This window comes from Streptomyces sp. NPDC041205 (genome assembly GCF_055591765.1).
The window spans coordinates 490,737-516,527 of sequence record NZ_JBVIZH010000003.1 but is presented as its reverse complement, the minus strand read 5'-3'; the positions used below and the strand labels follow the sequence as shown (position 1 = coordinate 516,527).

Annotated in this window: 18 protein-coding genes and 1 pseudogene; 8 read left to right on the top strand and 11 right to left on the bottom strand. The window is 73.7% G+C overall.

Annotated features, from left to right (window positions below; translation table 11 throughout):
- Positions 1 to 2 precede the first annotated feature (2 nt).
- From ACZ6BG_RS16575 to ACZ6BG_RS16540, 8 genes and pseudogenes are all read right to left on the bottom strand, one after another.
- A complete protein-coding gene (locus ACZ6BG_RS16575; RefSeq protein WP_469001520.1) occupies positions 3 to 674 on the bottom strand; it encodes a vWA domain-containing protein in 672 nt (223 codons plus the stop codon).
- Positions 671 to 1,633, bottom strand: coding sequence for a hypothetical protein (locus ACZ6BG_RS16570; protein WP_469001517.1), 963 nt, complete (start codon positions 1,631 to 1,633; stop codon positions 671 to 673). The genes ACZ6BG_RS16575 and ACZ6BG_RS16570 overlap by 4 nt, the downstream gene beginning before the upstream one ends.
- On the bottom strand, positions 1,620 to 4,478 hold the full coding sequence (locus ACZ6BG_RS16565; protein ID WP_469001513.1) for a hypothetical protein: 2,859 nt from the start codon (positions 4,476 to 4,478) through the stop codon (positions 1,620 to 1,622). The genes ACZ6BG_RS16570 and ACZ6BG_RS16565 overlap by 14 nt, the downstream gene beginning before the upstream one ends.
- Positions 4,471 to 6,429: a hypothetical protein gene (locus tag ACZ6BG_RS16560; RefSeq protein WP_469001509.1), complete on the bottom strand. Its 1,959-nt coding sequence runs from the start codon at positions 6,427 to 6,429 to the stop codon at positions 4,471 to 4,473. Before ACZ6BG_RS16560 ends, ACZ6BG_RS16565 begins: the two co-directional genes overlap by 8 nt.
- A gap of 182 nt (positions 6,430 to 6,611) precedes the next feature.
- Positions 6,612 to 7,565 (bottom strand): universal stress protein, encoded by a 954-nt coding sequence (locus ACZ6BG_RS16555; RefSeq protein ID WP_469001505.1) that lies wholly within the window; start codon positions 7,563 to 7,565, stop codon positions 6,612 to 6,614.
- Between the two features lie 76 nt (positions 7,566 to 7,641).
- Positions 7,642 to 9,999 (bottom strand): annotated as a pseudogene (locus tag ACZ6BG_RS16550) (phosphoketolase family protein); the annotation flags it as partial.
- A 225-nt stretch (positions 10,000 to 10,224) separates the two neighbouring features.
- On the bottom strand, positions 10,225 to 11,094 hold the full coding sequence (locus tag ACZ6BG_RS16545; protein WP_469001503.1) for a universal stress protein: 870 nt from the start codon (positions 11,092 to 11,094) through the stop codon (positions 10,225 to 10,227).
- A 163-nt stretch (positions 11,095 to 11,257) separates the two neighbouring features.
- Complete coding sequence (locus tag ACZ6BG_RS16540) at positions 11,258 to 11,542, bottom strand: hypothetical protein (protein ID WP_469001500.1); 285 nt, start codon at positions 11,540 to 11,542, stop codon at positions 11,258 to 11,260.
- 473 nt (positions 11,543 to 12,015) lie between these two features.
- Between ACZ6BG_RS16540 and ACZ6BG_RS16535 the strand changes: the two genes are divergently transcribed.
- The 4 genes from ACZ6BG_RS16535 (at position 12,016) to ACZ6BG_RS16520 (ending at position 18,339) form a co-directional block, all read left to right on the top strand.
- Positions 12,016 to 12,243 (top strand): type A2 lantipeptide, encoded by a 228-nt coding sequence (locus tag ACZ6BG_RS16535; RefSeq protein ID WP_468458214.1) that lies wholly within the window; start codon positions 12,016 to 12,018, stop codon positions 12,241 to 12,243.
- A 123-nt stretch (positions 12,244 to 12,366) separates the two neighbouring features.
- Positions 12,367 to 13,173, top strand: a complete 807-nt coding sequence (locus ACZ6BG_RS16530; protein WP_469001495.1) for a biotin/lipoyl-containing protein — start codon at positions 12,367 to 12,369, stop codon at positions 13,171 to 13,173.
- A complete protein-coding gene (locus tag ACZ6BG_RS16525) occupies positions 13,170 to 15,455 on the top strand; it encodes an NHLP family bacteriocin export ABC transporter peptidase/permease/ATPase subunit (protein WP_469001493.1) in 2,286 nt (761 codons plus the stop codon). Before ACZ6BG_RS16530 ends, ACZ6BG_RS16525 begins: the two co-directional genes overlap by 4 nt.
- Before the next feature lies 1 nt (position 15,456).
- Positions 15,457 to 18,339: an NHLP bacteriocin export ABC transporter permease/ATPase subunit gene (locus tag ACZ6BG_RS16520; RefSeq protein WP_469001489.1), complete on the top strand. Its 2,883-nt coding sequence runs from the start codon at positions 15,457 to 15,459 to the stop codon at positions 18,337 to 18,339.
- Between the two features lie 81 nt (positions 18,340 to 18,420).
- On the opposite strand, the gene ACZ6BG_RS16515 is transcribed toward ACZ6BG_RS16520, so the two are convergent.
- The 3 genes from ACZ6BG_RS16515 to ACZ6BG_RS16505 are packed head-to-tail and all read right to left on the bottom strand — an operon-like array spanning position 18,421 to position 22,005.
- Complete coding sequence (locus ACZ6BG_RS16515) at positions 18,421 to 19,062, bottom strand: DUF6338 family protein (protein WP_469001487.1); 642 nt, start codon at positions 19,060 to 19,062, stop codon at positions 18,421 to 18,423.
- 4 nt (positions 19,063 to 19,066) lie between these two features.
- On the bottom strand, positions 19,067 to 19,336 hold the full coding sequence (locus tag ACZ6BG_RS16510) for a hypothetical protein (RefSeq protein WP_469001484.1): 270 nt from the start codon (positions 19,334 to 19,336) through the stop codon (positions 19,067 to 19,069).
- On the bottom strand, positions 19,333 to 22,005 hold the full coding sequence (locus ACZ6BG_RS16505; RefSeq protein ID WP_469001481.1) for a CHAT domain-containing protein: 2,673 nt from the start codon (positions 22,003 to 22,005) through the stop codon (positions 19,333 to 19,335). Before ACZ6BG_RS16505 ends, ACZ6BG_RS16510 begins: the two co-directional genes overlap by 4 nt.
- A 265-nt stretch (positions 22,006 to 22,270) precedes the next feature.
- Between ACZ6BG_RS16505 and ACZ6BG_RS16500 the strand changes: the two genes are divergently transcribed.
- From ACZ6BG_RS16500 to ACZ6BG_RS16485, 4 genes are read left to right on the top strand one after another with little or no spacing between them, the layout of a single operon-like run.
- The gene (locus ACZ6BG_RS16500) at positions 22,271 to 23,983 is read left to right on the top strand and encodes a GTPase domain-containing protein (protein WP_469001476.1); all 1,713 of its coding nucleotides are present in this window, start codon (positions 22,271 to 22,273) and stop codon (positions 23,981 to 23,983) included.
- Entirely contained in the window at positions 23,980 to 24,750 is a 771-nt protein-coding gene (locus tag ACZ6BG_RS16495; protein ID WP_469001472.1) for a C39 family peptidase, read from the top strand. Before ACZ6BG_RS16500 ends, ACZ6BG_RS16495 begins: the two co-directional genes overlap by 4 nt.
- The gene (locus ACZ6BG_RS16490) at positions 24,747 to 25,157 is read left to right on the top strand and encodes a hypothetical protein (RefSeq protein WP_469001468.1); all 411 of its coding nucleotides are present in this window, start codon (positions 24,747 to 24,749) and stop codon (positions 25,155 to 25,157) included. The genes ACZ6BG_RS16495 and ACZ6BG_RS16490 overlap by 4 nt, the downstream gene beginning before the upstream one ends.
- Positions 25,150 to 25,785, top strand: a complete 636-nt coding sequence (locus tag ACZ6BG_RS16485) for a hypothetical protein (protein ID WP_469001466.1) — start codon at positions 25,150 to 25,152, stop codon at positions 25,783 to 25,785. Before ACZ6BG_RS16490 ends, ACZ6BG_RS16485 begins: the two co-directional genes overlap by 8 nt.
- The last annotated feature ends 6 nt before the right edge of the window (positions 25,786 to 25,791 follow it).

Genomic DNA, 25,791 nt, shown 5'->3' with positions numbered 1-25,791 from the left:
GGTCAGTAGTCCTCGACGTAGGGCCGCACCGTCCCCGGCGGCGGCACGACCTGCTCGGAGTCCATCGCCACGCTGCGCGCCACGGAGCCGAAGACCAGCTCGGCGAAGCGCTCGATGGCCTGCGCGGGCGAGTCGCTGCGGCCCGCGAGGTACGCGGCGCTCGGGTCGGCGGCGATCGACGCGAGGGTGCGGGGGTCGACGCGGCCGTAGCCGTAGGGCACGAGCAGGACCCGCCGCTCCTGGCCCGCGCTGGCCAGGAGCGCCTGATGCTCCGCGTACCAGCCCCCGGCGCGGTCGCGGTGGGCGGTGGGGCGGCCGTCGGTGAGCATGAACACCAGCGGCGGGCGCGCCGCGGGGCCGAGCGCGGCCAGGTCGTGCGCGACGGTGTGCGCGGTGGCCTCGAAGACCCTCGCGAACGACGTCGGCCCGGAGGCCTCCAGGTCGGGCACGGCCGTCGTCGACGACAGGCTGGTGAGCGGCAGGTCCACGCGGGCGTCCTCGGCGAAGGAGATCACCGAGAGCCGGACCGCCCGGCGGATCGTGGGGTCCTTCGCGAGCCGCGCGAGGAGTTCGCGCAGCACGGTGTTCACCACCTCGATCGCGGTGGCGGACCCGGCGGTCTCGGCCATGGACCCGGACCTGTCGGCGAGTACGTAGAGCGGCAGCACGTTCATCCGCCGCTCCTCGGGGCGAGCAGCACCAGGGCCTTCTCCATCCGTCCGGCCCGTTCCCGCGGCAGCCGTACGACTTGCAGGACGTTGCCGGAGCGCGCCGGATACCCGTCGAGGGTCACGCTGCGCTCCATGTCGACGAGCGCGGCGAAGTCGGCGGAGCCCCTGCGGTCCAGCTCGCCCTCGCCCTCCCTGGCCTCGCCCAGTTCGGCGAGCGCGCGCACGGCGTGCCCCCGCACCGCCGCCATCAGCTGCGCCCAGACGCTGCCCTCGGCGGCCTCGGGCACGAACGCCGACGCGGCCAGGTGGTGGGCGGCGATCACCCAGGCGCCCGGGTCGCCGGTGGCCGCGGCGGCCGGGCCGAGCGCGTCGCACTCGGCGAGCAGCCGCAGCCGGGCCGACCAGCCCGGCACGGTGGTGGCCTGGGTGCGGTCGACGAGGGCCACCCGGCGCATGGCGCCTAGGAGTTCCGCGACGGTCGGCAGCAGGCGTTCGACGGCCTCGCGCGGCGCGAGGCCGTCCGGCAGCGGGGTGAGGGTCAGGCCGGGCAGCAGCCGCTCCCCGCCGAGCCGGAGGGTGGCGATGTCGACCGCCGATGGGCCCCACAGCTCGGGCTGTTCGCCGCGCTCGGCCGTGCCGGCCCGCACCCATTCGGCGAGCAGTCGGCAGGCGACCTGGCGCGGTCCCGCGGCGGCCACTCCCACCAGGCCCAGCAGCGGCGCCGCCGCCCCGTCGTGGCGGGGGTGCAGGTCGTCGGGGTCGACGGGGGTGCGCAGGACGGTGGCGAGGTCGTCGCAGAGTGCGTGGACCAGGTGGTCGTCGGGGCCGGGGGTGGCTTCGGGGCCGCTCTCGTGGAGGCGGCCCGGGTCGGCTCCAGGGACGCTGCCGGGGCCGCTGCCCGGGGTGCGGGCCTCGTCGGGCCGGGCGCCTTCGGCGGGTTTCACGGCGTCAGAGGGTGCCACTGAACGGGTCCTTGCTCTCGTCGTAGTACAGGCCCGACTTCATGACCTCCTCGAAGACTTCGCCGGGTGCGGCGTCGATCAGGTCGAGGGGCGCGGCCACGGTGCGGCGGCGGGGCCGTTCCTTGTGGAAGCGGAGCGCGCCCGTGGCGTCGAGGGACACCCAGACGTACCCCTCGGGCACATCGGCGAGGGTCCCGAACTCCCGGCGTGACGGGTCGTCGGCGCGTGCCGGGCCCGGCCCGGCGTCCTGTTCCACCCCGGTCCCCGTGTCCGCCCCCGCACCGGACTCCCGGCCCGTACTCGTCCCCGCACTGGGCAGCCCCCAGTACAGCGTGATGCGCCGCGCGGCCACATGCAGCAACAGCCCGCCCGCCGGGACCTCATCGCCCGCGAAGGCCAGCGGCTCCCGCTCCCGCAGGCCCACGCCGACCTGGTACACCTCCTGGTAGAGCGAGTAGCGCAGGGTGGCGGACGCGCCCTCGTGCTCCGGCGGGGCGACCAGGCCGTGGGGCACGTCGGTGGTGTCGACCGGGGCGCCTTCGAGCAGCCAGCCCGGTGTCCCCTTGCACAGCAGGAGTGTGATGCGCTCCTCCTGGTCGATCTCGAAGCGAACGTTGACGCCCGCGGCGGCGAGTTGGTTCGCCTCCTCCTGCAGCATCGTGTGGGTCGCCCACAGCGAGTCGGCGTCGCGGCCGCCGTCGTCGTCGGAGACGTCGTAGCGGTGCACGGCGAGTACGGCGCGCACCGGGTAGGTGGAGCGGCCCTCGGCGTAGGCCCGGCCGCCGGGTTCCAGTTCGAGGCGCTGGCCCCGGCTGAACACCGGTTCCTCGTACGTCTCCTGGGAACCCTTGCGGAGGTGGAAGTCGGCCGCCAGGTTCACGTACAGGCGGCTGGCGTCGACGTCCAAGTAGGAGATGCCGCTCAGCAGTTCGGGGATGACCTGGGGGTCGTCGGCGTCCGGGCTGAGGTCGGCCACCGCGTCCAGGTACACGCCGCCCACCGCGGTCCCGGTCTTCGCGAACTCCGCGTCGAACTCGACCTCGAAGGTGGGCGCGAGCTGGTCGCTCTCGAAGCGGCGGCGCAGTGCGTCCTCGATGCCGCGACGCAACGCCGCCGACTGCATGGAGCCGCCGGAGAACAGCACCCGGTCGACGCTCTCGTGACCGCCGCCCGACACGTCGAGGCCACCGCGGGCGATGCCCCCGGCCAGCCAGGCGATCTCCGCGACGAGGTCGCGCACCTGCTCGCCGAGTTCGTCGGCGGTGACAGTCGCCTCCGCGACGGACGGCTCGGCGGGTGCCGCACCGTCCGGGGACACCGGCCAGACGAAGGGGACGGCACCGGAGTCCGGTGCGGCGCCGCCCGGGGCGGCGGCACAGACCCTGACCGTCGCCGGGTTCTCCCTCCGGAGCCCCTGCCGTTTCACCGCTTCGGCGGCCTCCCACAGGGCGTGGAACCTCTGTTTGCGGAGCAGGGCCTGTTCCACGCCCTGGAACCGGGTGTCACCGGCCATGATCCCGAGCTTGCCGCGCAGCAGCGTGAAGAGCTGGGCGGTGAGGCGGTCCCCGCCGAGATTGAGCCGTCCGCCCGAGGCCAGGACCTGCGGCTGGAGTTTGTAGAACCGGCCGGGGCTGTCCCCGGCGGCGGCCGGGGTCGCGTCCACAATGGTCACCTTGATCAGGGCGCAGTCGGTGGTGCCCCCGCCGACGTCGATGACCAGCAGGTTCTCGTGCCAGGCGCGGGCCTTCGCCCACTCGCGCGGCTGCTCCCAGGCCCGGCCGCCCTCGGGGCAGCGGGCGTTCAGCGTGAACGCCTCGACGCCGAGCAGGAAGTCCGCGCCGAGCCGCTTCATCATCGCGAACCCGGCGGCGGCGACGGCCTCGTCGATGTTCATCTCCACCTTGGGCGCGAGGGTGCGCAGCACGTCGAGCAGCTCGTCGCGCTTGTCCGGCGGCAGTTTGGTGGGGAAGGTGACGCTCAACGAACCGATGGCACGCGGCAGTTCCAGCTCGGCGGCCACCAGCTCGGCGAACCGCGCGTACACCCGGCGGAAGAGCTCCCGGCCGCTCAGCTCGGTGCCCGGCACCTCGTGCTCCAGGTCGGCCAGATGGCGCTTGGCGCCCCGGACGCGCTCGCCGGTGGCGTCGGACGCGAAGTCGACGCTGTCGCCGGTCACGACCAGATCGCTGGTGCGGGGCTTGGTGTGGCTGACGTGGTGCACGTCCAGGGGCGCGCAGCCGAAGATCTCGCGCCAGGCCTCGCCCCGGGCCCGGGGGATGCCGGCGGTGCGGTCCTCGATCTCCTGCGCCGGGTCCGGCGATTCGTCGGTGGCGAACAGTTGGACCGGCAGCAGGCTCCTGGCACGTTCCACACCGGCGGCGGGCAGCGCGGCGTCGCTGCCGCGCACCCGGCGGCGGTCGAACACACCGCACACGGCGCGGCTGGTGCCGAAGTCGAAGAAGGCGCCGATGAGGTCGGGGCCCTGTGTCTGCGCGGGGCTGCCGTCGGGCGTGGCCTGGGGCATGGGACGGTCTCCGATCTGGTCCGGGTCGAGCCGGAAGCTGCCGCGCGCCGACGGCGCGGGGACGCGGGACTCCGGTTGGTGGCGGCGGTAGTGGACGACGACCGTCGGCGCGCCGGGCCTGCGCCGCCACGGGGTGAGGACGAGGTCGGCGTCAGCCGCCGCGCCGTCGACGGGCGGTGTGAAGGTCGTCGTGCTGACGACGGCCGAGCCGTCCAGCACGTCGACGCGCTCTATGCGCCCTGGAACGGTGCCGCGCCGCAGCGCGAGGCCGGTGCTGTCCGACCGGCCGTAGAGCTCCAGCGACGGCCGGTCATCAGGCACGTCCCGCCCTCGCCGTCGACAGTTGCTGCAGCTCGGCCCCGATCTGGTTGAGCACGGCGAGCGGTCCGGTGGCGCTCACGAGCGCGAGCCGCTGCTGGACGAGGAGTTCACCGAGGGCCTTCTGGGTCTGGACGACGGCGGGTTCGAACTTGTCGATCAGCCGCCGTTCCAGGAGCCGGGCCAGCTCCTCGCGGACCCGGGCGACCTGCCGGAAGTACAGCCGCGCCCCCGGGCGGTACGCGGACCCTTGAACACCTCCGCGCCGCCCCGCCAGCTGGTCGAGGAGGCGCCCGGCCATGGTGTCGATCTGCGCGACCTCCTCGGCGTCGGCGTCCGCGCGCAGCTGCCGCGGGCCGTCGTGCGCGTCGCCTCCGGGCGGCGCGGTGAGCCCGGCCCACGGCGCCCGGTCGGCGAAGTCCTCGCGGGTGTGCGAGGCCCACCAGCCCGCGAGGGCGTCGGTCAGCTCGGCCCGGGTCCCGTCGACGGCGGCCGCGGCGAGGCCGCCGATGTCGAGTCCGCGCAGCGGCTGGAGCGCGTCGCCGCCCGTCCTGCCCCCGGTGCCGGTCGGTTCCAGGGCGAGCCGCACCTGCGACCAGGCGTCGGCCGCGTACACGGCGGTGTCGGCCTGTTCCCTGGCGATGCGCCGCAGGTCGGCGATGGGGCGGGCGTCGTCGCGGGCCGCCGCCTCCTGGAGCTTGAGCTTCCCGGCGACGGGGACGTGCCCGCCCGCCTCCTTGAGCAGCCGGATGCCGTCCTCGATGAGCTGCTCGAACTCCTGCGAGTCGACGTGCGCGGTGTCCTTGTCGGCGAGTTCGGCGATGAGTGCGCGCAGACGGCCGACGCCGCCGTCGGCGAGGGCGCCCTCGACGGCGACGCGCAGTTGGCCGCCGGTCGCCCCGGACGGGTCCCAGGGGGCGGCGCGCCACTGCTCGCGCGCGGGCTGGGTGCTCTTCCAGATGTGCGGGTTGTCCGGGTCGAAGGCGTGCCAGGCGGCCTCGTCGGCCGCGGCCCAGGGGCCGCTGACGGCGGCGACGCGGGTCTCGCGTCCGGGCCGTCCGTGTGCGCCGATGTCACGCACCATGGAGGCGATGGACGTCTCCAGGACGCCCAGGGAGTTGGCGTTGCTCGGGTTGTCGACGGCGTCCAGGCGGGTTGCGACGAAGACGCAGTGCGGGTCGGGCGCGGTGCGCGGTGTCGTGAACTGGGTGCCGCCGCCGCAGGCCACGGTGAGCAGGGCGATGTGCGCGCGGCTCTGCGTCTCGGCGATGACGACGTCCTCCAGCGGACCGCCCTGGCGGGTGCCGGGGGTGTCGACGATCACCACGGACCGGCCCGCCGCCCAGTCCAGCGGCCACACCTCGGCCGGGACGCGCAGGCGCGCGCTGACCCGGGCGATGAGCGGGCTGCCCCGCCCGGCGCTGAAGGTGAGGGTGCCGTCGCGGGCGGCGAGTTCCTCCATGGTCATGGTCGAGCCGTAGCCGAGCCGGTCCACGGCCTCCAGCATCTCCTGGACGAGACCGACGTGCGGATGCACGGTCCGGCTCAGCTCCTCCAGGCTCCGGGAGTCGTCCTCGTCCAGGTCGAGCAGTCGGCGGGCCCGGCGGCGGGCGCCCTCCTCGGTGAGCGTCACGACTTTGTACTCGGGCGGGCCCAGGGGGCCCTCGTCCTGGACGAGCCGCAGCTCCGTGGAGACCGCGCTGACCGCGCCCGGGCCCACGGAAAGGATGTCGTGGCGTCCGAGGAGCAGACGCAACGTGGTGGACTTCATCGAGGAGTTGGCCCCGAGGGCCACGATCCTGACCTCGCCGGCGGTGGTGTGCCGCATTCGCTCGAGGACGTGCTTCAGCTGGTCGATCCGGTCGACGAGCACGGGCGAGTCGGCGGGCAGCGCAAGCCGCTCCAGACTCGCCGCGAGCTTCTCCAGCTTCCTGACCAGATAGGTGTCCCCCATCGGGTGCCTCCCCCCTCGGCATCCGGGGAGCACCACCCCGAACGCGCGGAACGCCGCCGGCCCCGGTGGATGGGCGGCGGCTCCAGGCCCTTCAGCCTGAAGCACTTTTCATGATTTTGATAGACATCTGGCGCAGGCTGACAGATCGTCAGCCATACGTCCCCCCAGCGGCCGTCACCCCGTCAGCCGTACGGCACCACCGCGATGGGGCAGGCCACGTGGCGGACGACGGAGTGCGCCGTTCTGCCCAGGCGCGGTCCGGCCTGCACACGGCGGCCGACGACCAGGAGCGAGGCGCCCGTCGCGGCCTTCAGCAAGTGGTGCCCCGTGCGCCCGAACCGGACGCGCTCGACGACCTCCGTGGCGGGGTAGGCGAGGCGCCACGGCAGGAGCGCCGCCGCCACATCGCGGCGCGCGTCCTCCTCGCGCCCGGCGAGCACGTCGGGGACCGCCTGGCCGGGGGCGTAGGCGTCGAGCGGCGGCACGGTCCACACGTGCACCACGTGCAGGGGGGCGCCGCGGACGGCCGCCGCCTCGAAGGCGTATCCGAGCAACTCCTCGCCGGGGAGCGGCAGATCGAGGGCGAGGACGACCGGCCGGTACGGCGTGCCGCGCGAGGGTCCGCCGTCGGCGTCCAGGACATGGGAGTCCTCGGGGCACTCCCCGGCCCGGACGAGCACGACCGGCCGTTCCGCGCGGGCGGCCACCACCGAGGCGACCGAGCCGACCAGGAAGCCGCCGACCCCGGGCAGCCCCCGGGAGCCGAGGACCAGCGTCTCGGCGTCGGCTGCCGCCGCGAGCAGGGCGGCGGCCGTCGGCCCCGAGGGCTGCTGGGCGTGGATCCGCAGCGCCGGGTGGACGTACGCCAGGGTGATCGCCGCCCGGTCGAGGACGCCGCGCGCCCGGTCGGCGGGGCCTGCCCGGCGTATCCGCGACCGGTGGTCGGGATCGGCCACGACGTGCAGCAGCCGCAGTGGCACACCGAGGCGCAGTGCCTCACGGGCCGCCCAGTCGGCGGCGTCCATGCCGGCGAGGGTGCCGTCGATGCCCGCGGTGACCGCGCGCGTGCGGTCACCGGCGGCGAGGCGGGTGCGGGACGTCGGGCAGGGGCGGGATGACGTGCGGTGGCGATTCATGGGGGGCCTCGGCGGGTGTGCGGTCCAATGCTGTTCGGGTGGTTCAAGCGCTGCTCGATTGCGGACCGGGGGCGGGTCAGTACGGCCACGACCAGTCCGCGACCTCGGGCAGGTCGGTGCCGTGCTCGCGGATCCAGGCGTGGTGGCGGGTGCGCTGGTCGGCCATCAGCTGGCGCAGGGCCGTGGCGCGGACGGACAGGGTGGGGACGCGGTCGATGACGTCCATGACCAGGCGGTACCGGTCGAGGTCGTTGCGTACGACCATGTCGAAGGGCGTGGTGGTCGTGCCCGCCTCCTTGTAGCCGCGCACATGGAGGCGGCCGTGGCCGGTGCGGCGGTAGGTGAGGCGGTGGATCAGCCACGGGTAGCCGTGGTAAGCGAAGATCACCGGCTTGTCGCGGGTGAACAGGGCGTCGTACTCGAAGTCCGCCATGCCGTGCGGGTGTTCCTCGCGCGGCAACAGCCGGGCGATGTCGACGACGTTGACGACGCGCACGGCGAGTTCGGGCCGGTGTTCGCGCAACAGGGCGGCGGCCGCGAGGACTTCCAGAGTGGGGACGTCGCCCGCGCAGGCCAGCACGACGTCGGGGTCGCGCAGGCCGTCGTCGGTGCCCGCCCACTCCCACACGCCCGCGCCGCGCGCGCAGTGGGCGCGGGCCGCGTCCAGGGTCAGCCAGTCGAAGCAGGGCTGCTTGCCCGCGACGATCACGTTCACGTAGTCCCGGCTGAGCAGGGCGTGTTCGGCGACGGACAGCAGGGTGTTGGCGTCCGGCGGCAGGTAGACGCGTACGACCTCGGGGCTCTTGTTGAGGACGTGGTCGACGAAGCCGGGGTCCTGGTGGGAGAAGCCGTTGTGGTCCTGGCGCCAGACGTGCGAGGTCAGCAGGTAGTTGAGGGAGGGGATGGGCGCGCGCCACGCCAACTGCCGCGATGTCCGAAGCCACTTGATGTGCTGGTTGACCATGGAGTCGACGATGTGCACGAACGCCTCGTAGCAGGAGAACAGGCCGTGGCGGCCGGTGAGGAGATAGCCCTCGAGCCAGCCCTGGCAGAGGTGTTCGGACAGCACCTCCATGACGCGGCCGTCGGTGGCGAGGTGTTCGTCGGTGGGCAGCGTCTCGGACTGCCAGGCCTTGCCGGTGGCGGTGAACAGGGCGCCGAGCCGGTTCGACTCCGTCTCGTCGGGGCCGACGACACGGAAGTCACGCCGCTCGGCGGTGTCGGCCATGACCTTGGCGAGCATCCCGCCGAGGACCCGGGCGGGCTCGTGCAGGGCGGTGCCGGGCTTGTCGACGGCGACCGCGAAGTCCTCCAGGGGGCGCAGCGGCAGGGTGCGGGTGAGCAGGCCGCCGTTGGCGTGCGGCGTCGAGCCCAGGCGTCGGTCGCCCTGGGGCACGCAGGCCAGGACCTTCGGGGTGGGGCGGCCCTCGGCGTCGAACAGCTCCTCGGGGCGGTAGGAGCGCAGCCAGGCCTCCAGTTGGCGCAGGTGCTCGGTGTTCCCGCGCACGCCCGCGAGCGGCACTTGGTGCGCGCGCCAGGTGCCCTCGACCGGTTCGCCGTCGACGTGCGCGGGCCCGGTCCACCCCTTGGGCGTGCGCAGGACGATCATCGGCCACGCCGGGCGGCGCCCGCGCCTGCCCGTGGAGCGCGCCTCCCGCTGGATGGCGGTGACGCGGTCGACGGCCCGGTCGAGGGCGGCGGCGAGGTCGCGGTGGACGGTTCGCGGGTCGTCGCCGGTGACGTGCAGGGGCTCGTGGCCGTAGCCGCGCAGCAGGGCGTCGAGTTCGGCCTCGGGGATGCGGGCCAGGAGCGCCGGGTTGGCGATCTTGTAGCCGTTCAGGTGCAGGATCGGCAGGACCGCGCCGTCGTGCACGGGGTCGAGGAACCGGCCCGAGTGCCAGGAGCCGGCCAGCGGCCCGGTCTCGGCCTCGCCGTCCCCGATGACACAGGCCACGAGTAGGTCCGGGTTGTCGAAGGCGGCGCCGTAGGCGTGCGCGAGGGAGTAGCCGAGTTCGCCGCCCTCGTGGAGGGACCCGGGCGTCTCCGGCGCGACATGGCTGGGTACGCCGCCGGGGAAGGAGAACTGCCGGAACAGCCGCTCCATGCCCGCCGCGTCCCTGGTGACGTCCGGGTACGTCTGCGTGTAGCTGCCCTCGAGCCAGGAGTTGGCGAGGATCGCGGGACCGCCGTGGCCGGGTCCCCACACGCACAGGGTGTTGAGGTCGCGCTCCTTGATCAGCCGGTTCAGGTGCGTGTGGACCAGGTTGAGGCCGGGGGACGTGCCCCAGTGGCCGAGGAGGCGGGGCTTGATGTGCCGCGGTTGCAGCGGTTCGGTCAGGAGCGGGTTGGCGAGCAGGTAGAGCTGGCCCGCGGCGAGGTAGTTGGCGGCGCGCCAGTGGGCGTCCAGGGCGCCGATGTGATCCTTGGCCATAGGTGACTGACCTCGATTCTGTCCGGGTTCGTGGCCGGGTCCGCGCCGCGCGTGTCCGGGTCCGCGTCGTCGTGCGTGTCCGGAGGTGCCTCGTGCGGGTCCGGGCCTCTGTCGTGCGCGTCCGGGTCTGCGTCCGGTGAGCGGCCGGGTTCCACGTGCGGCGCGGTTCAGACAGGTCGGGCGCGGGCGCGTCTGGTACGTCCGGCGCGCGCGCCGCGCGGGCGCCGCTCAGACATCGGGCACCACCGTGACCGGGCAGGCGGCGTGGTGCAGGACGGTGTGGTTCACGGGGCCGAGTTGGAGGCCGGCGTGACCGGGGCGGCGGCGGGCGCCGACCACGACCAGGTCGGCGGTGGCGGAGGCTTCGAGGAGGGCGGCGCGGGCCTGGCCCTCGACGGCCTCGTGGCGCACGGCGACGGCGCCGTGGTCGCGTACCGCGGACCGCAGGGCCGCGTCGAGTTCGCGTTCCGCGCGCAGCCGGAGCGGGTCGGCGGCGCCGACGGGGTACGTCCCGCCGCCCGCCTCGGGCACGGGGCGGCGCCAGGCGTGCACGGCGAGCAGTTCCGTGTCGCGCCGCTGGGCCGCGCGGACGGCGTACCCCACCGCCGCCGCGGCCCCCGCGGACTCGTCGACGCCGACGACGACCCGCCGGAACCCGCCGCGCAGGCTCTGTTCGCCGCCGCGCACCACGGTGACCGGGCAGGAGGCGCGGGCGGCCACGGACAGGCTGACCGAGCCGAGGAGCAGTCCGGCGAGGCGGCCGCGCCCCCGGCTGCCGACGATCACCCCGGCCACCCGGCGGCTCTCGCGGATGAGGGCGGCGGCCGGGTCCTCGTCCAGGACCTCGCTCGTGACGTCGGCCGCGTGGGCCCGTTCGCCGACCCGCGCCATGGCGGCCGCGAGGACGCGGTCGGACTGGGCGCGCACGGCCTCGCGGTTGATGCCGAACGACGGTTCGTGGCCCTCGTACCACTCCCAGCCCGACGCGTGCACGATCCGCAGCGCGAACGGGCCGCGCACGGCCTCCTCGGCGGCCCAGTCGAGGGCCCGCAGGCTCGCCGGTGAGCCGTCCACTCCGACGATCAGTGTCCCGTCCACGGCGTTCGGCCTCCCTGGCGTCGTGCCCACGCCCGCTGCCCGGATCAGCCGCTCGCTCGACGGATCCCATCCTGACGCTGACATGCTCCGGCCGCGCCGGGGCAGAGCCGAACCGGCCCGTCGGCAGGGCCGACCGGCCCTGCCGTGCGCGCCGCCGCGGGGGTCAGCGCCGGGTCAGAGCCGCGCGCTGGGCGGCACTGAGCCGTCCCGGCCTCGCGACCACTCCGTACGTGTCCGGCGCCTCGTGGCGCAGGGCCACCGGATCGGCGATGTCCGGGTGCTGCTCGGCGTCGTGCAACGCGGTGGCGACGTACTCCCCGGTCCAGCCGAGCGCGGTCGCCCATTGCCGAACCGTCAGCGGGACTTCGGCGTGGACGAGGGCCGCGAGGACGCGGGCCGCCATGCGGGGCAGCCCGGTGTGCACCATCAGCTCCGCGAACTGGTCCACGAAGCCGCCTACCGCTTCGGGGTCGCGCCCGTGCGCCGCCTCCGGGGCGGCACGGCGCCGTGCGGATCCGTCGGCCCCCGGTGTCCCCTTCGGCCCCGATTGCGCACGCCTTCAGTGAACCTGCACATCGAATGCGCACCCCCGTCATGTCATTCCCTCCGCACGCCCCTCGCATTTCCATGCATCGGCCACGGGGAGCGCTCTTTGGAGGGAGAGTGTCCGATTTGCTGGAATGAGTCGCTCCGGGTGCCGCATTTCCTTCTGTGAATGTTGTGAAGGAGCTGCCACCGCGCGGTGAACCTGCCTGCACGCAGCAGTGATTCAACGCCGCAGCAGCGGATGACCGTTGCTTGGCCGATTGGATGTGCGAGCTGCGAACATGCTTTGATCCTGGCCGCCGCGGAATTCGAATCCCCAGGTTCCGCGGATTTGGAAACACCTGTGCACCACTCATGAGAAGGGCAGCTCACATCATGAACAACGTCCCCCAGGTCGAGACCCTCGAGATTTCCGACGCCGACCTCGACAACGTCGCCGGCGGCCTCGTCTCCGGTGTCGTGGGCAACGTCACCGGCACCGTCGACTCCATCGCCCCGGTCTCGGGCGTCGTCGGCGGCGTCGTCGGCACGGTCGAGGGTGTCACCGGCGTGAACACCGGCGCCGTCACGGGCCTGGCCTCCGGCCTGACCGCCGGTCTCTGAGCCTCCGCTCACCGAGACGGCTTGACACGTACGCCCCGGAACCTCATGTTCCGGGGCGTACGGACGCCACGGCACCAGCTGGGCGGTGCCGCCACCGGCCAGGCACAGTAAGGGAAGCGTTCCGTGCAGTTCCGCCAACAGGCCCTGTCCAAGCTGCAGTCGCCCGAGGAACTCGACGTGCCGGTGCGCTACGCCCGCCCGCAGGGCCTGCTCGTCCTCGCCGTCACCGTCGTCGTCATGGCCGCCGCGAGCGTCTGGGCCGTGACCGGATCGGTCTCCTCGACGCTCCGGGCACCCGGAATCCTCACGTACGGCCGGGGCAGCTACGTCCTGCAGAGCCCCGTCACCGGTCAGGTGACGCGCGTCCTCGCCGAGGAGGGCAAACGGCTCGCCGCGGGCGCTCCCGTACTGAAAGTCCGTACGGACCGGGGCGACAAGGTCGTCCGCGCGCTCACCGCGGGCCGTGTGACCGCACTCGTCGCCAGGATCGGCGCCGTGGTCACCACCGGCGCCGACGTCGCCACCCTGGAGCGCGTGGCGGGCACCGACGACCCGCTCCACGCGATGCTCTACGTACCCGCCGACAGGGTGGCCGGTGTCCCCGTCGGCGCCCCGGTGGATCTCACCGTCCAGTCCGTGCCCACCAAGGAGTACGGAAAGCTCCGCGGCCGGGTGCGGGCCGTCGGGCGGGCGGCGCAGAGCAGGCAGAAGATCACCGGTTTCCTCGGCGACAAGGAACTGGCCGGGCAGTTCACGAAGGACGGGGCACCCGTCGCCGTGCTCGTACGGCTCGAGAAGTCCTCGCGCACCAAGTCCGGCTACGCCTGGTCGACCACCGGCGGTCCCCCCTTCGCACTCGACTCCATGACCCCGGCCACCGGCGCCTTCCACCTCGCCGAGCAGCGCCCGATCGATTGGCTGCTTCCGTGACCGCACCGCTTCCCTCCCCCGCGCACCAACAGCCGCTGCCGCCCCCCGGCGGCCGTCGCCGACACCGCCCAGAACCCCCGCGGCGCGGACGACGCCGTGCGGCACCGCGCGCCGCGCCGAAGCGCAGGCGCCCGCGCACCGTTCGTACGCCCACCGTCCTGCAGATGGAAGCCGTGGAGTGCGGGGCCGCCGCCCTCGCCATGGTCCTCGCCCACCACGGACGGCACGTCCCCCTGGAGGAGCTGCGCATCGCGTGCGGCGTCTCCCGCGACGGCTCCCGGGCCAGCAACGTCCTCAAGGCCGCGCGCGGTTACGGCCTCACCGCCAAGGGCATGCAGATGGAGCCCGCCGCGCTCGCCGAGGTCGAGGCGCCCGCGATCCTCTTCTGGGAGTTCAACCACTACGTCGTCTACGACGGCACGGGGCGCCGTCTCGGCCGCAGGGGCGTGTACGTCAACGACCCGGACAAGGGGCGCCGCTTCGTGCCCGCCGAGGACTTCGACACCAGCTTCACCGGAGTCGTCCTCGTCCTCGAACCGGGCCCGGACTTCCGTCCGGGAGGCCGCAGGCCCGGCCTCATGAAGGCCCTCCCCACACGGCTGCGCGGCACGACGGGCACGATGCTCGCCGCGCTCCTGGCCAGCCTGCTGCTCGTCGCGGTCGGCGCCGCGCTGCCCGCGCTCAGCCGGACGTACATCGATCTGTTCCTGATTGGGCGTCAAACCTCGCTGCTCGGCGCGCTGTTCACGTCGATGGGCGCGATGGTCGCCCTCACCGTGGTGCTGACCTGGCTGCAACAGGCGAACCTGCTGCGCGGCCGCATCATCTCCTCCACCCTCGGCAGCGCCCGCTTCCTGCGCCATCTGCTGCGCCTGCCCGTCACGTTCTACGCCCAACGCGGCCCCGCCGACCTCGTGCAGCGCCTGGCGTCCAACGACGCGGTCGCCGAGACCCTCGCCCGCGACCTCACGGCCGCCGGGGTCGACGGCATCGTCGTCCTCCTCTACGCGGCCCTGCTGTGGACGTACGATCCGCAGCTCACCCTCGTCGGCGTCGGCATCGCCCTGCTCAACGTCGTGGCGATGCGCGTCGTCATCCGGCTGCGCGCCACGGGCACCCAGAAGCTGCGCGCCGACAGCGCCAAGCTCACCAACACCTCCTACACCGGCCTCCAGTTGATCGAGACCATGAAGGCGACCGGGGGCGAGAACGGATACTTCCGGCGCTGGGCGGGCCAGCACGCCACCACCCTTGAGGAACAGCAGCGCCTCGGGGTGCCGAGCGCCTGGCTCGGTGTGGTCGCGCCGACCCTGGCGACCCTGAACAGCGCGCTGATCCTGTGGATCGGCGGCCTGCGTGCCGTCGAGGGGCAGCTGTCGATCGGGCTGCTCGTCGCCTTCCAGGCACTGGTGACCCGCTTCACCGCGCCCCTCACCCGCCTCAACGGCGTCGCGGGCCGTGTCCAGGACTTCGCCGCCGACGTTGCCCGCCTCAAGGACGTCGAGAACTTCCCCGTCGACGCGCTCTACGCCCGCCCGGAACCGGCGGCGAGCACACGCCGCCTCAAGGGCCACGTCACCCTCGACGACATCACCTTCGGCTACAGCCCCCTCGACAAGCCGCTCCTGACGGGGTTCTCCCTGGCGGTCGGCCCGGGGCAGCAGGTCGCGCTCGTCGGCGGCTCCGGCAGCGGCAAGTCGACCGTGTCCCGGCTCCTCTCCGGGCTCTACCGGCCGTGGGAAGGCACCATCCGCATCGACGGGCAGCGCCTGGAGGACATTCCGCGCGGCGCGCTCTGTGCCTCCGTCTCCTTCGTCGACCAGGACGTCTTCCTCTTCGAGGGCACGGTCCGCGACAACGTCGTCCTCTGGGACCCGTCGATCCCCGACGACGCCGTCGTCACCGCCCTCAGGGACGCCTGCCTGTACGAGGTCGTGGCCCGCAGGCCCGGCGGCATCCACGGCCGGGTCGAGCAGGACGGGCGGAACTTCTCCGGCGGGCAGCGACAACGCCTGGAGATCGCGCGGGCCCTGGTCCGGCGCCCCAGCATCCTCGTGCTCGACGAGGTGACCAGCGCGCTCGACGCCGAGACCGAACAGGCCATCATCGACAATCTGCGCCGCCGCGGCTGTGCCTGCGTCGTCATCGCGCACCGTCTGAGCACCGTGCGCGACAGCGACGAGATCGTCGTGCTCGACCACGGCCGGGTCGTGGAGCGCGGACGGCACGAACACCTCGTCACCGCCGGCGGCCCCTACGCCCACCTGGTCAAGGAGCACTGAGGTGACGTCCGCACCGCGGCAGCACGGATACCCCGGCACGACGGCCGACCCGGTCGCCGCCGCCTTCGGCGCCCTCGGCGCACCGGTCGACTGCGCGGGGCTGCGCAGCGCGCACCTGGAAGGCCCCCAGGTGCTGTGGCTCGTCGAGGCCGGCGCCCTCGACCTGTTCGCCGTCGACGCCGCGCGGCAGGGCCACTGGCACTACCTGGGCCGCATCGAACCGGGCACGCTGCTCCTCGGCCCGGTCGAGGGCCCCCAGCACACCCTCGTCGCCCGCCCCCTGCACGGCTGCGAGCTGCGCCGGATCCCGCTGCGCGAGCTGTACCGGCCGGACTACGGCGGGAGTTGGCCGCACGAGCAGCAGTACCCCAGCCGATACGACACCCAGGACGCGGCGCTGAGCCTCCTGGAGCACGCCTTCGCGCTCGGCATCGGGCGCGGCCACCGGGTCCTGTTCGAGGCGCCGCTCGACGGCCGCGGCACGGGCGACGTCCCCGACGCGGCGGACGGCGCCGTGGCCGACGACGACATCCTCTGGATGCCGGTCGCGCCGGGCAGCGTGCGGTACGGCGCCGCCTACAGCGAACAGGCCGCGGGCGACCTGCTCGTGGACGCGGCGATGTGGCAGCGGATGGTCGACCAGCAGTACCGGCTTCTCGCCGCCCTGGACCGCTGGATCGAGCGTCTGGAGCGGGCCCACGAGGACCGAACGGCCGCCGGCATCAAGGCGGGCGAGAGTGTCCGCGAGCAGGCCGACAGGACACTGATCGCCTCCATGGGCCGCTCCGGCGGGCGGGGCGCGCGCACCACCGGGTCCCGTGGCGGTCACGACGCCACGTACGCGGCGTGCCGCCTGGTCGCCGAGGCGGTGGGCGTCACGCTGGCCGACGCCGCGGAGAGCGGTGCGGTGAGCGACCGGATCGACCCGGTGGAGCAGATCGCGGTGGCCGCGCGGATCCGTACGCGTGCCGTCCGGCTCGACGGCCGCTGGTGGCGCGAGAACTCCGGTCCGCTGCTGGGACACCGTGCCGCGAGCGGCGCGCCGGTCGCGCTGCTGTGGCGTCGCGGCGGCTACGAGTCGGTGCATCCCACGTCCGGGCGGCGCAGCCGCGTCGACGCGGGCAATGCCGACGAGTTCGCACCGCGGGCGGTCATGTTCTACCGCCCGTTGCCGGACCGGGCGTTGACGCCCTGGCGCCTTGCCCGCTTCAGCCTGCGCGGCAGTGGCGGGGACGTGCGCAGGCTCGCGCTGGCCTCGCTGGTGACGGTCGCGATCGGCGCCCTGGTGCCGATCGCGACCGGGCAGGTGCTCGGTGTCCTCGTCCCGAACGCCGAGAAGAGCCTCATCGTCCAGGTGTCCCTGGCCGTCATGGTCTCCAGCGTGGTCTCCGCGGCGTTCATGCTGCTCCAGAACCTCACCGTCCTGCGGATGGAGGGGCGCATGGAGAGCACGCTCCAACCGGCGGTCTGGGACCGGCTCCTGAGGCTGCCCACACGCTTCTTCGCCGCCCGCTCCACGGGGGAACTGGCGAGCGCCGCGATGGGCGTCAGCACGATCCGCCGGGTCTTGTCAGGCATCGCCCCGGTGGCCCTGCAGTCCGCCTCGATCGGCGCGATGAACGTGCTGCTCCTCCTGCTCTACAGCGTCCCCCTCGCCCTGGCCGCGCTGGCGATGCCGGCCGTCATCGCCGCTGTCTTCCTCACGCTCGGCCTGTGCGAACTGCGCTGGCAACGACGCCTGGTGGAGCTCGGCAACAAGCTGAACAACCAGGCCTTCCAGACCTTGCGCGGACTGCCCAAACTCCGCGTGGCCGGGGCGGAGAGCTTCGCGTACGCCGCATGGGCCGGGGAGTTCGCACGCAGCCGGGAGCTGCAGCGGCGGGCAGGGCGCGTCAAGAACATCACCACGGTCCTGAACGCGGTCTACCTGCCGCTCTGCACGCTCATCATGTTCGTCCTGCTCGCGGGACCGGCGCGCGGCAGCCTGACCGCGGGCGAGTTCCTCACCTTCAGCACCGCCGTGACGATGCTCCTGACCTCCGTCACGCAGCTCACCGGCGCGCTGCTCTCGGCGGCCGCGGTGCTCCCGATGTTCGAGCAGATCAAGCCGGTGCTCGACGCGGTGCCGGAAGTGCGCGCCGGGAGCACCCAGCCGGGCGAGCTCCAGGGCGGGATCGAGGCGCGCTCCCTGTCCTTCCGGTACGCCGACGACGGCCCCCTGGTCCTCGACGACGTGTCCCTGGCGATCCGGCCCGGCGAGTTCGTCGCCGTCGTCGGCCCGAGCGGCTGCGGCAAGTCGACACTGCTGCGCCTCCTGATCGGCTTCGACGAGCCGGTCTCGGGCAGCGTGCTCTACGACGGGCAGGACCTGGCGGCCCTCGACCGGTCGGCGGTGCGCCGCCAGTGCGGCGTGGTCCTGCAGGACGCCCAGCCGCTCACCGGCTCGATCCTGGACTGCATCTGCGGCGCCGAGTCGTTCACGCAGGAGGAGGCGTGGGAGGCCGCCGCGATGGCGGGCCTCGCCGAGGACATCAAGCGCATGCCGATGGGCCTGCACACGATGATCTCCGGCGGCGGAGCGGTCTCCGGCGGCCAGCGCCAGCGCCTGATGATCGCCGGGGCCCTGATCCGCCGCCCCCGCGTCCTCTTCTTCGACGAGGCGACGAGCGCCCTCGACAACGAGACCCAGCGCACGGTCACGGACAGCACACGCGCCCTCGACGCCACCCGCGTCGTGATAGCCCACCGCCTGTCCACCGTCATGGACGCCGACCGCGTCGTCGTCATGTCAGAGGGACGCATCGTTCAACAGGGCGCACCCGCGGCGTTGTTGGCGGACACGGGTGGACGCCTGCATGAACTGGTGCGGCGGCAGCTGCGGTGAGACGGTCGCCGCCTCGGCCACGAGTTCCGGGCCGGGGCGACCGGAGGAACAGATCGTCGCGGGGCAGGGCGCGGCAAGGGGTCAGTGCCGATCCGCGCGTACGGTGGTGATCTGGATGAGCCGGATATGGGCGCCGGGGATGATCACGTAGTCCGCGTCCGAGACGTGCGGCTGTTCCTCGCCCTCGGTGTGGATCACGATGGGGTGGTGCAGGGCCACATCGCGGAAGTAGGGGTCCCGCTCGTCGGAGACCATATGGCCGCTCCCGTGGACGCGCGTGCCGTCGTCCATCAGGATCTGCACGTGCGGGTCGGTCTCTCCGCGGGACGGCTTGAGGAGTTCGGACCACACGGTTCCCGCCGCGTTGGACCAGGTGCCGCCGTTGCGGCGGCCGCGGAACTCCCCCAGCGCGGCGCAGGCGAGCGCGCTGACGGCGAGGGCCAGGAGGCCGGAGCGTGCCAGATGCCAGGGATGCGAGCGCGGGTAGGCCGCACCGGACGCCGTGCCGTCGAGCGTGGCGAGGCCGGGGACCGCCTCGGCGAGGACGAAGACGCCCGCCACGGAGGCCAGCGTCACGAAGGTGCCCACCGCGAAGAGTTCGGCGATCTCCCGGGCGGCGCCCGGTCGTTCGCGCACGCTGTGGCGCTCGTAGCGCACCAGGTAGAGGTGGCCGGGCACTGCCACGAACAGCAGGGCCACCAGTCCGATCAGGCCCGATGGCACGGGGTCACGCGGGCTGCGGCGGGGCGGGGGGCGGGCTCGTCGGCGGGGGTGGACGGTCCGCGGGGGTCCAGTGGTCTTTGGAGTGGCCCAGCGGCGGGTCGGCCGCGTCCGGGTCGGATACGTCTGGCTTGGATACGTCCGGGGATACGTCCGGGTCGACCGCGTCCGGGGCGGGTCCGGTCCGCGCGTCGAACCGGTCGCGCATCGTCCGCGCCACCTCTTCCGGCGTCGGTGTGTTCTCCGTCATCGTCGTCCCCCAGGGGTCATGGGTCATCGTGCTCCGTAGGCCGTGATCCCGGCCCAGTTCCCGACCTGCCGCGGCGCGTCGTCCGCGTCGAGCAGCGCCACGGCGGCCCGCCGGGCGGCCTCCAGCGGATCGCAGCCCGCAGCCCGGTAGGCGAACCACGTCAGGGAATGGTGGCTCGCGAGTCTCGCGCGCACCGGAACCGGGCTGGCGAGCACGAAGGCGGCGCCCGCCTCGTGGAAGGCATGGACCAGGGCGTTGGCCACATCTCCGGCGAGTACCAGGGGCCGCGGCGCCCGCGGTGGCGGTCCGGGGAGCGCCCCGTGTCCGCCACTGAGGTCGGCCGCCGCGCGAAAGCTGGTGCTGCACGCGGTGAGGACGACCTCCTCGAAGCACATGCGTCCCATGAGGATCTCACCCGTCTCGACTTCGCCGTCGGCCATCTGCACGCCTGCGCGGAAGGGCGCCCCCGGGTCGCGGATGCCGTGCGTGGCGATGTGCAGCACGGCCGTCCGGTCGGGGAGCGGCGGCCCGGAGTCCAACAGGGCCCGCAGGGCGGCGGCATCGGCGGCCGGACCGACGGCCGGTTCGCCGAACAGCCGGTCGGGCCCCAGGAATTCGGCCAGGTCCGTCACCAGTTGGCCCACCTGCGGGATCGGCGTGCTGCCTGCGGGCGGCTCGGTGACTCCCAGCAGTGCCACGTGGAGCGGTGCGTCGGGGCGGTGGTCGAGGGCCGGTACGCAGGCCAGGTTGGGGACGACGCCGAGGGCGGTGTCCCGGACCAGGTGGCGGCCCCGGTGACGTACCACCGTCCAGGGCAGGGCGTGCAGGCGGCCGTGCGGCGACAGCAGGCAGGTGCCGCTGGAGGCGACCTCGTCGGCGAAGGCCTGGGGGACGAGATCGCCGAGCGTGATTCCGTGGTGGCCCCAGAAGTCCAGCTCCTCGGGTGCCTGTTCCGGTTCGTCCAGCATGCGCTCGTACGCGTCGAGGGCGCGACGGGTGCCTTTGGCCCATGCGCGCGTGCCCATCCGCAGGCAGCCGTCCGGGGTGGCGAGCAGGGCGAGGACTCCGCCCGGACGTTCGTACAGGCTCAGGGCGACGCAGCGGCCCCTGCCGCCCGGTGCGTCGCCTCCGTACGCGGCCAGGTAGCCGGTGAGCGTGGCGGGGTCGAAGGGGGGATCGTCCCTGATCAGGTGCCAGCGGGTGTCCACCGCACGGATCTTGAGGAGCAGCGCGGCCCGCTGCTCGTACAGCCGGTGGGCCTCTTCCGGCTGGCCCCGGCCCTCGGCCCGGCTGATCGCCCCGGTCAGCTCGGTGAAGCGCGCCCGGTCCGGACCGTCCCGTTCACCGGACTCGGCCGGCCCGGCCGAGCGCGCGAGCGAGAGGCGGGCGGAGAAGGCGCGCGCCTTGAGCAGATCGGTGACCACGGCGGCCAGCCGCGCGCGGCCGGTCTCCTCGGCGGCGGCCAGCGCCTCCTCGAACACCGGCCTGCGGTACCGCAGATGAAGCGTGTCGAAGCGGTGGCCGAGGGGGATCCGCAGGACCCGGTCGAGGGCGTGGGCCGCCTGCTGGTACGCCTGCGCCGCGCGGTTCGCGTTCCCCAGGGCACGCTGGGCCCGGGCCCTCTCGGTCTGCAGCATCGCGCCGAGGGAGTCGTCGCGGCGGGCGGCCAGGAAGGTCTCGCCCCGGTCGCACCAGGTGAGGGCCTCGCGGTGGTGCCCGGACCGCCGGGCCACCTCGGCTCTCATGCGGCAGTACGCCGCGCCGCGGACCAGTCGCAGGTGCGCGCGCATCGACGTCCGGTCGCTCTCGGAGGGGGCCTCGAACAGCGGCGCGGCGAGGTCGAGGCGTTGTCGCGCGCGTTCCGTCGCCCCTTGGTCCAGCGCGACGCGGGCCAACTGGATGTGGCCGACCTCCGGCAGCCCGGACGCCGCGTAGTGCGGCATCAGCGTCAGGTAGACCCGCTCGGCCTCCGCCGGGCGGCCGCTGTCACGCAGCGCGCCCGCCTTGGTGTCCAGGATCTGGTGGTAGACGGCGGAGGCCGCCAGTGCGTGGGCGAGGTTCACCGCGCCGTCCCTGTGCCGTGCGAACTCCTCCTGGAGGCGGCGCACCGCCTCGTCGTCGGTGGCGAGCACCGGCCCCCGCGGAAGGAGAGCGCCGAGCTCGGCTTCCAGCGGAGCCAGGACGTCGAGGGCGGTGTCCGAGTCGTACAGCTGATGCAGGGCCGCGGCCCTCAGCGCGCGCAGGTCGCCGTGCGCGTAGTCCGCCATGGTGCCGGTGGCGGGTTCACACCGCAGCCGGTCGGCCTCGTCCACCAGGGCCAGTGCCTCGTCGGCCCGGCCCTCCCCCAGCTCGTAGTGCGCCCTGCCCGTCAGGTAGTGCCGCAGCTTGTCCGGTCCGACGAGGGGGGTGAACTCGTCGGCGGCCGCTGAGTGGGCCCTGACCTGCTGGTATGTCCAGCCCTTGGCTTGATGCGTCGTCAACTCGCGGCCGTACGCGTCGAGCAGCACCCCTGCGACGTCGGCCTCCGTATACGCGGTGAAGGCGCCGGGGCCGGCCTCCCGCCGGGCCGCCAGTGCCAGCCGTCCGTGCTCGACCAGTTGCTCGAAGAGCTGCCCGGTCGGCAGCCCGGCACCCGCTGCCTGCCAGTACTCCCTCGACAGTTCCCAGCAGCGCGCTGCCGGGTTGTGGACTTCCACCCGGTATCCCCCGATCACCCAGAGCAACCACCGTACGACTCGGTGCGGTGGAGAGGGAATACGCACAGGACGCAGCCTGAGCGCGCGACCTTCCGCCATACGCCCCCCTCTTCGCCCCATGCGCCCCAGGCCGGGAACAGTTCCCGACAACCCCTCCCCCGCGATCCGTTGGGCTGCCACCCTGGACTGGCCGGCGCACGGGACGAGCCTCGACCCCGGGCCGGCTTCGGGGGATCACATGGCACAGCCGCGGGGTGGTGAGGGCATGTCCGACCTGCCGGACCCCGCGTCGCCCCACGGCGAGGTGTTCGACCGGATCGCCAGGGCGGTGGGTCCCGGCGACCCGGAGGCCGGGAACCTACCGGTCGTGGTGCGCGCCGCCCGGGCCCGCCTGGCGCAGCCGATGCGGGTGGCCGTGGCCGGACAGATCAAGCGCGGCAAGTCGACGCTGGTGAACGCGCTGCTCGGTGAGGAGGTCTCCGACACCGGGCAGTTGGAGCTGACGTTCAACGTCTGCGAGTTCCACCATGCCGAACGCCGTCGGCTGCTCGTCCACTTCAAGGACGGCCGGGCGCCGGAGGAGTGGGCTCCCGCGGCGCTGTCCCGGCTGACCGCGCGCGACCCCGGCGGCCTTCGTCTGCTGCGCTCCGTGCGGAAGGTGGAGGTGGGGCGGCCCAGTGCCCTGCTGCGCCGCTTCCGGCTCGTGGACACCCCCGGCCTCGGCAGCGTGCACGGAACCGACGCCGAGAACACCCTCGCCTTCCTCGGCATCGACGACCCGGTGGAGCGCGACGAGGCCGCGCGGGTCCTCAACGAGCTGGGGCAGGACGCGCGTTCGGTCCACGCCGACAGCGCGGCCGAGATGGACCGGGCCGACGCCGTCGTCTTCGTCTTCAGCCGGGGCCTTGGCCGCGCCGACCAGCAGGCGGTGGACTCCTTCGCCGGGACCTACGGGGAGGTGGTCAGCCCGCTGAAGGCGTTCGGAGTGCTCTCCCGCAGCGATCAGTACTGGCCGCCGGTGGGCGAGACGGACGCCGACGGCATGCCCGCCGACCCGTACGGCTACGACCCGATGGCGACCGCCCGCCGCATCGCCGACTCCTACCTCGAACGGCCCTCCGTCCAGCGGGTGTTCCGCACCGTCGTCCCGGTCGCGGGCCTGCTCGGGGCCGGGGCACAGTGCATGGCGGCCAACGGCTTCGACCCGCTGGCCGACCTGGCGAAGGTGCCGCCGCGGCGGCTGGCGGACCGCATGGAGGACGTCAACCTCTTCTGCGTACGCGAGTATCCGGACCTGCCCGTGCCCGCGGGAGTCCGCGCCACTCTGGTGGACCGCCTGGGGGCCTGGGGAGTGTTCCTGGCCTGCGCGTACCTCCGGGACGGCCTCGGCGAGGACGCGGTGCGCCGGGCACTCCTCGAACGCAGTGGGGTGACCGAACTGCGGGCGCTGGTCCTGCGGCACTTCGGCAACCGGGCGGCACTGATCAAGCTGGACCACGGCCAGCGGGAGATCGCCGACGAGGTGGCCCGGCTGCGGGCCGCCGCCCAGCGCGCCGGGCGGCGGCCGCCCGCGGTCGCGGACCAGGTCGCGGATCTCCTGGAGAGCATGCGGGTGACCGACCCCGGTCCTTCCGAACTCGCCGCGCTGGGCGCGCATTACCGCGGGCGGCTGAGCCTGACGGCGCGGGAGGAGTCCCAACTGCTCGCGGTCACCGGAGAGCTGGGGACCAGTTGCGCCGCCCGGCTCGGCTTGCCGCCCGGCACCCCGGTGGACGTGCTGCTCGCGACCGCCCGCGGCCACGTCGGCCACTGGGCCGCGCGCGCGGGCGATCCCCTGCTCGACCGGCCCACGCTCACCGTGGCGCGGGTGGTGCTGCGCTCGTACGAACGCGTGGCGGACCTCGTCGGCCGTGCGCGGACGCTGCTGTACGGGGACGACATGCCGACCGGACAGGACGGCGGAGGGAGCGAGCCATGAGCTGGGACGCGTACGACCCCGCTGTCGACCCCGGCATCGCACCGGAGGTGGACGCCGCGCCCGGCGACGAATCGACGGACCTGGCAGATCCGGGGTACCCCTTCGACGACCCGGCAGCGGCCGTGGCAGCCGACCCCGCTCCTGACGGCGACCCCGGCCTGGCGAACTTCGACCCCGCCCGGAGCGATCCGGGTGCCGTCCTCGGCGACCCGGGCGAGGCGATGGGGGTGTGGCAGCAGCACCAGGGCGAGGGTGCCTGTGCCATCGGTGCCCAGGGCATGGTCCTGGAGTACCTGACGGGCCAGCGGATCAGCGAGGAGGAACTCATCGCCGAGGCCGCCGCGAAGGACGGCTTCGACGGGACGGGCACCGCGCCGGACGACCTGGGGAACCTCCTTGAGCGGCACGGCGTCCCGGTGCGGCACGTGGAGGGTGCGTCCCTGGAGCAGTTGGAGGGGGTGCTCGCGGGTGGCGGGGCCGCCATCGTCGGCCTGGACGCGGACGAGATCTGGACGCCCGGACACGGCCCGGGGGACGACACCGCCGTGGGCGACACGTCGGGCATCCCCGGGCAGGACGCCAACCACGCCGTATGGGTCACCGGCATCGACAACAGCGACCCGGCGCACCCGATGGTCGTCCTCAACGACTCCGGCCACCCCGAGGGCCAGGGCCTGCAGGTACCCCTTGACGAGTTCATGGGCGCCTGGCAGGACTCCGGCAATCTCCTCGTCGCCGCGGGCTCGTCGCAGGCGGTGCGTCCATGACGGCCGAGGACGAGGGCACTCAGCGACCGGCCACGCAGCCGCCCGTCCCGGCGTCAGCGGCACCGCTCATCGCGCTGTTGGACCGGCTCGCCGGGCTGACCACGGGCCCCGATCCGCCCGCAGAGCCCGTCCTGGACTGGGTGCGGCGCAGCGTCCTGGCCGCCCTTGCCGCGTCCGGCGTCGTCCCCGTCGAGGACTCCGGCCCCGTGGACCCCGCGCGGCACAGCGTGGTGGCCACCCGTGACGCCCCCTCGGGGCTGCGCTGCGACGCCATCGCGGAGACGGTGCGGCCGGGTTACCTGTGGGGCGAGGCGCTGCTGCGTCCCCAGGAGGTCGTCGCCTACGTACTGCCCGGCGAGCCGGAACCGAGTGAGGCGAGTGAGGAAGGCGGCACGCCCTATGAATGACGCCACGAACGGCCCCGGCGTCCCGCTGAGCGACGCCACGGACGGCCCCGGCGTCCCGCTGGACGACGCCAAGGACGACCCTTCCGTTCCGCGCTCCGAAGCGCTGTGCCGGGAGTTCCGCCGCACTCGGGCCTTTCGCCAGCTCGTTCCCATGGAAGCGGGCATCGGCTGGCCGCTGCCCGTGCCGGTCGTCCAGGACGGCGTGCCCCAGGTCTACGCCCGCCTGCCGCTGTTCGTCCTGCGTCCCGATCCGGCCGGCGGCGCCGACCTCTTCCCGCCGTTCGCCACGGCGGTGCTCAACTGGTCCACGCGGCGCCTGGTCGAGTACACCGACCTGCGCTTCAAGGAGCCGCACCGCTCGCGTGCGGAGTGGTCACGTCCCGTCGGCCGCTTCCCGCATCCCGCGGTCGCGGAACTGACCACCGGGGCCTACCGGGATCTGCGCACCCGCCTGTTCCATCTCTACGACGAGCTGTTCGACGGCCTCGCACGCGGGCGGCAGCCCGGCAACGAGTGGGACGGGCAGTTCAGCAGCCTCCTGAGCCTGCTCATCGAACCGTCCCTGACGCCTTACTACCGACAGCTCGCCCCCAATTTTCTGCGCCGGCATCTGCCCGACGAAGGGTGAACCACC

Coding starts and splice junctions, on each gene's coding strand:
- ACZ6BG_RS16575 (WP_469001520.1), bottom strand. CDS start 674: ATGAACGTGCTGCCGCTCTACGTACTCGCCGACAGGTCCGGGTCCATG.
- ACZ6BG_RS16560 (WP_469001509.1), bottom strand. CDS start 6,429: ATGGGGGACACCTATCTGGTCAGGAAGCTGGAGAAGCTCGCGGCGAGT.
- ACZ6BG_RS16555 (WP_469001505.1), bottom strand. CDS start 7,565: ATGAATCGCCACCGCACGTCATCCCGCCCCTGCCCGACGTCCCGCACC.
- ACZ6BG_RS16535 (WP_468458214.1), top strand. CDS start 12,016: ATGAACAACGTCCCCCAGGTCGAGACCCTCGAGATTTCCGACGCCGAC.
- ACZ6BG_RS16510 (WP_469001484.1), bottom strand. CDS start 19,336: ATGACCCATGACCCCTGGGGGACGACGATGACGGAGAACACACCGACG.
- ACZ6BG_RS16500 (WP_469001476.1), top strand. CDS start 22,271: ATGTCCGACCTGCCGGACCCCGCGTCGCCCCACGGCGAGGTGTTCGAC.
- ACZ6BG_RS16495 (WP_469001472.1), top strand. CDS start 23,980: ATGAGCTGGGACGCGTACGACCCCGCTGTCGACCCCGGCATCGCACCG.
- ACZ6BG_RS16490 (WP_469001468.1), top strand. CDS start 24,747: ATGACGGCCGAGGACGAGGGCACTCAGCGACCGGCCACGCAGCCGCCC.
- ACZ6BG_RS16485 (WP_469001466.1), top strand. CDS start 25,150: ATGAATGACGCCACGAACGGCCCCGGCGTCCCGCTGAGCGACGCCACG.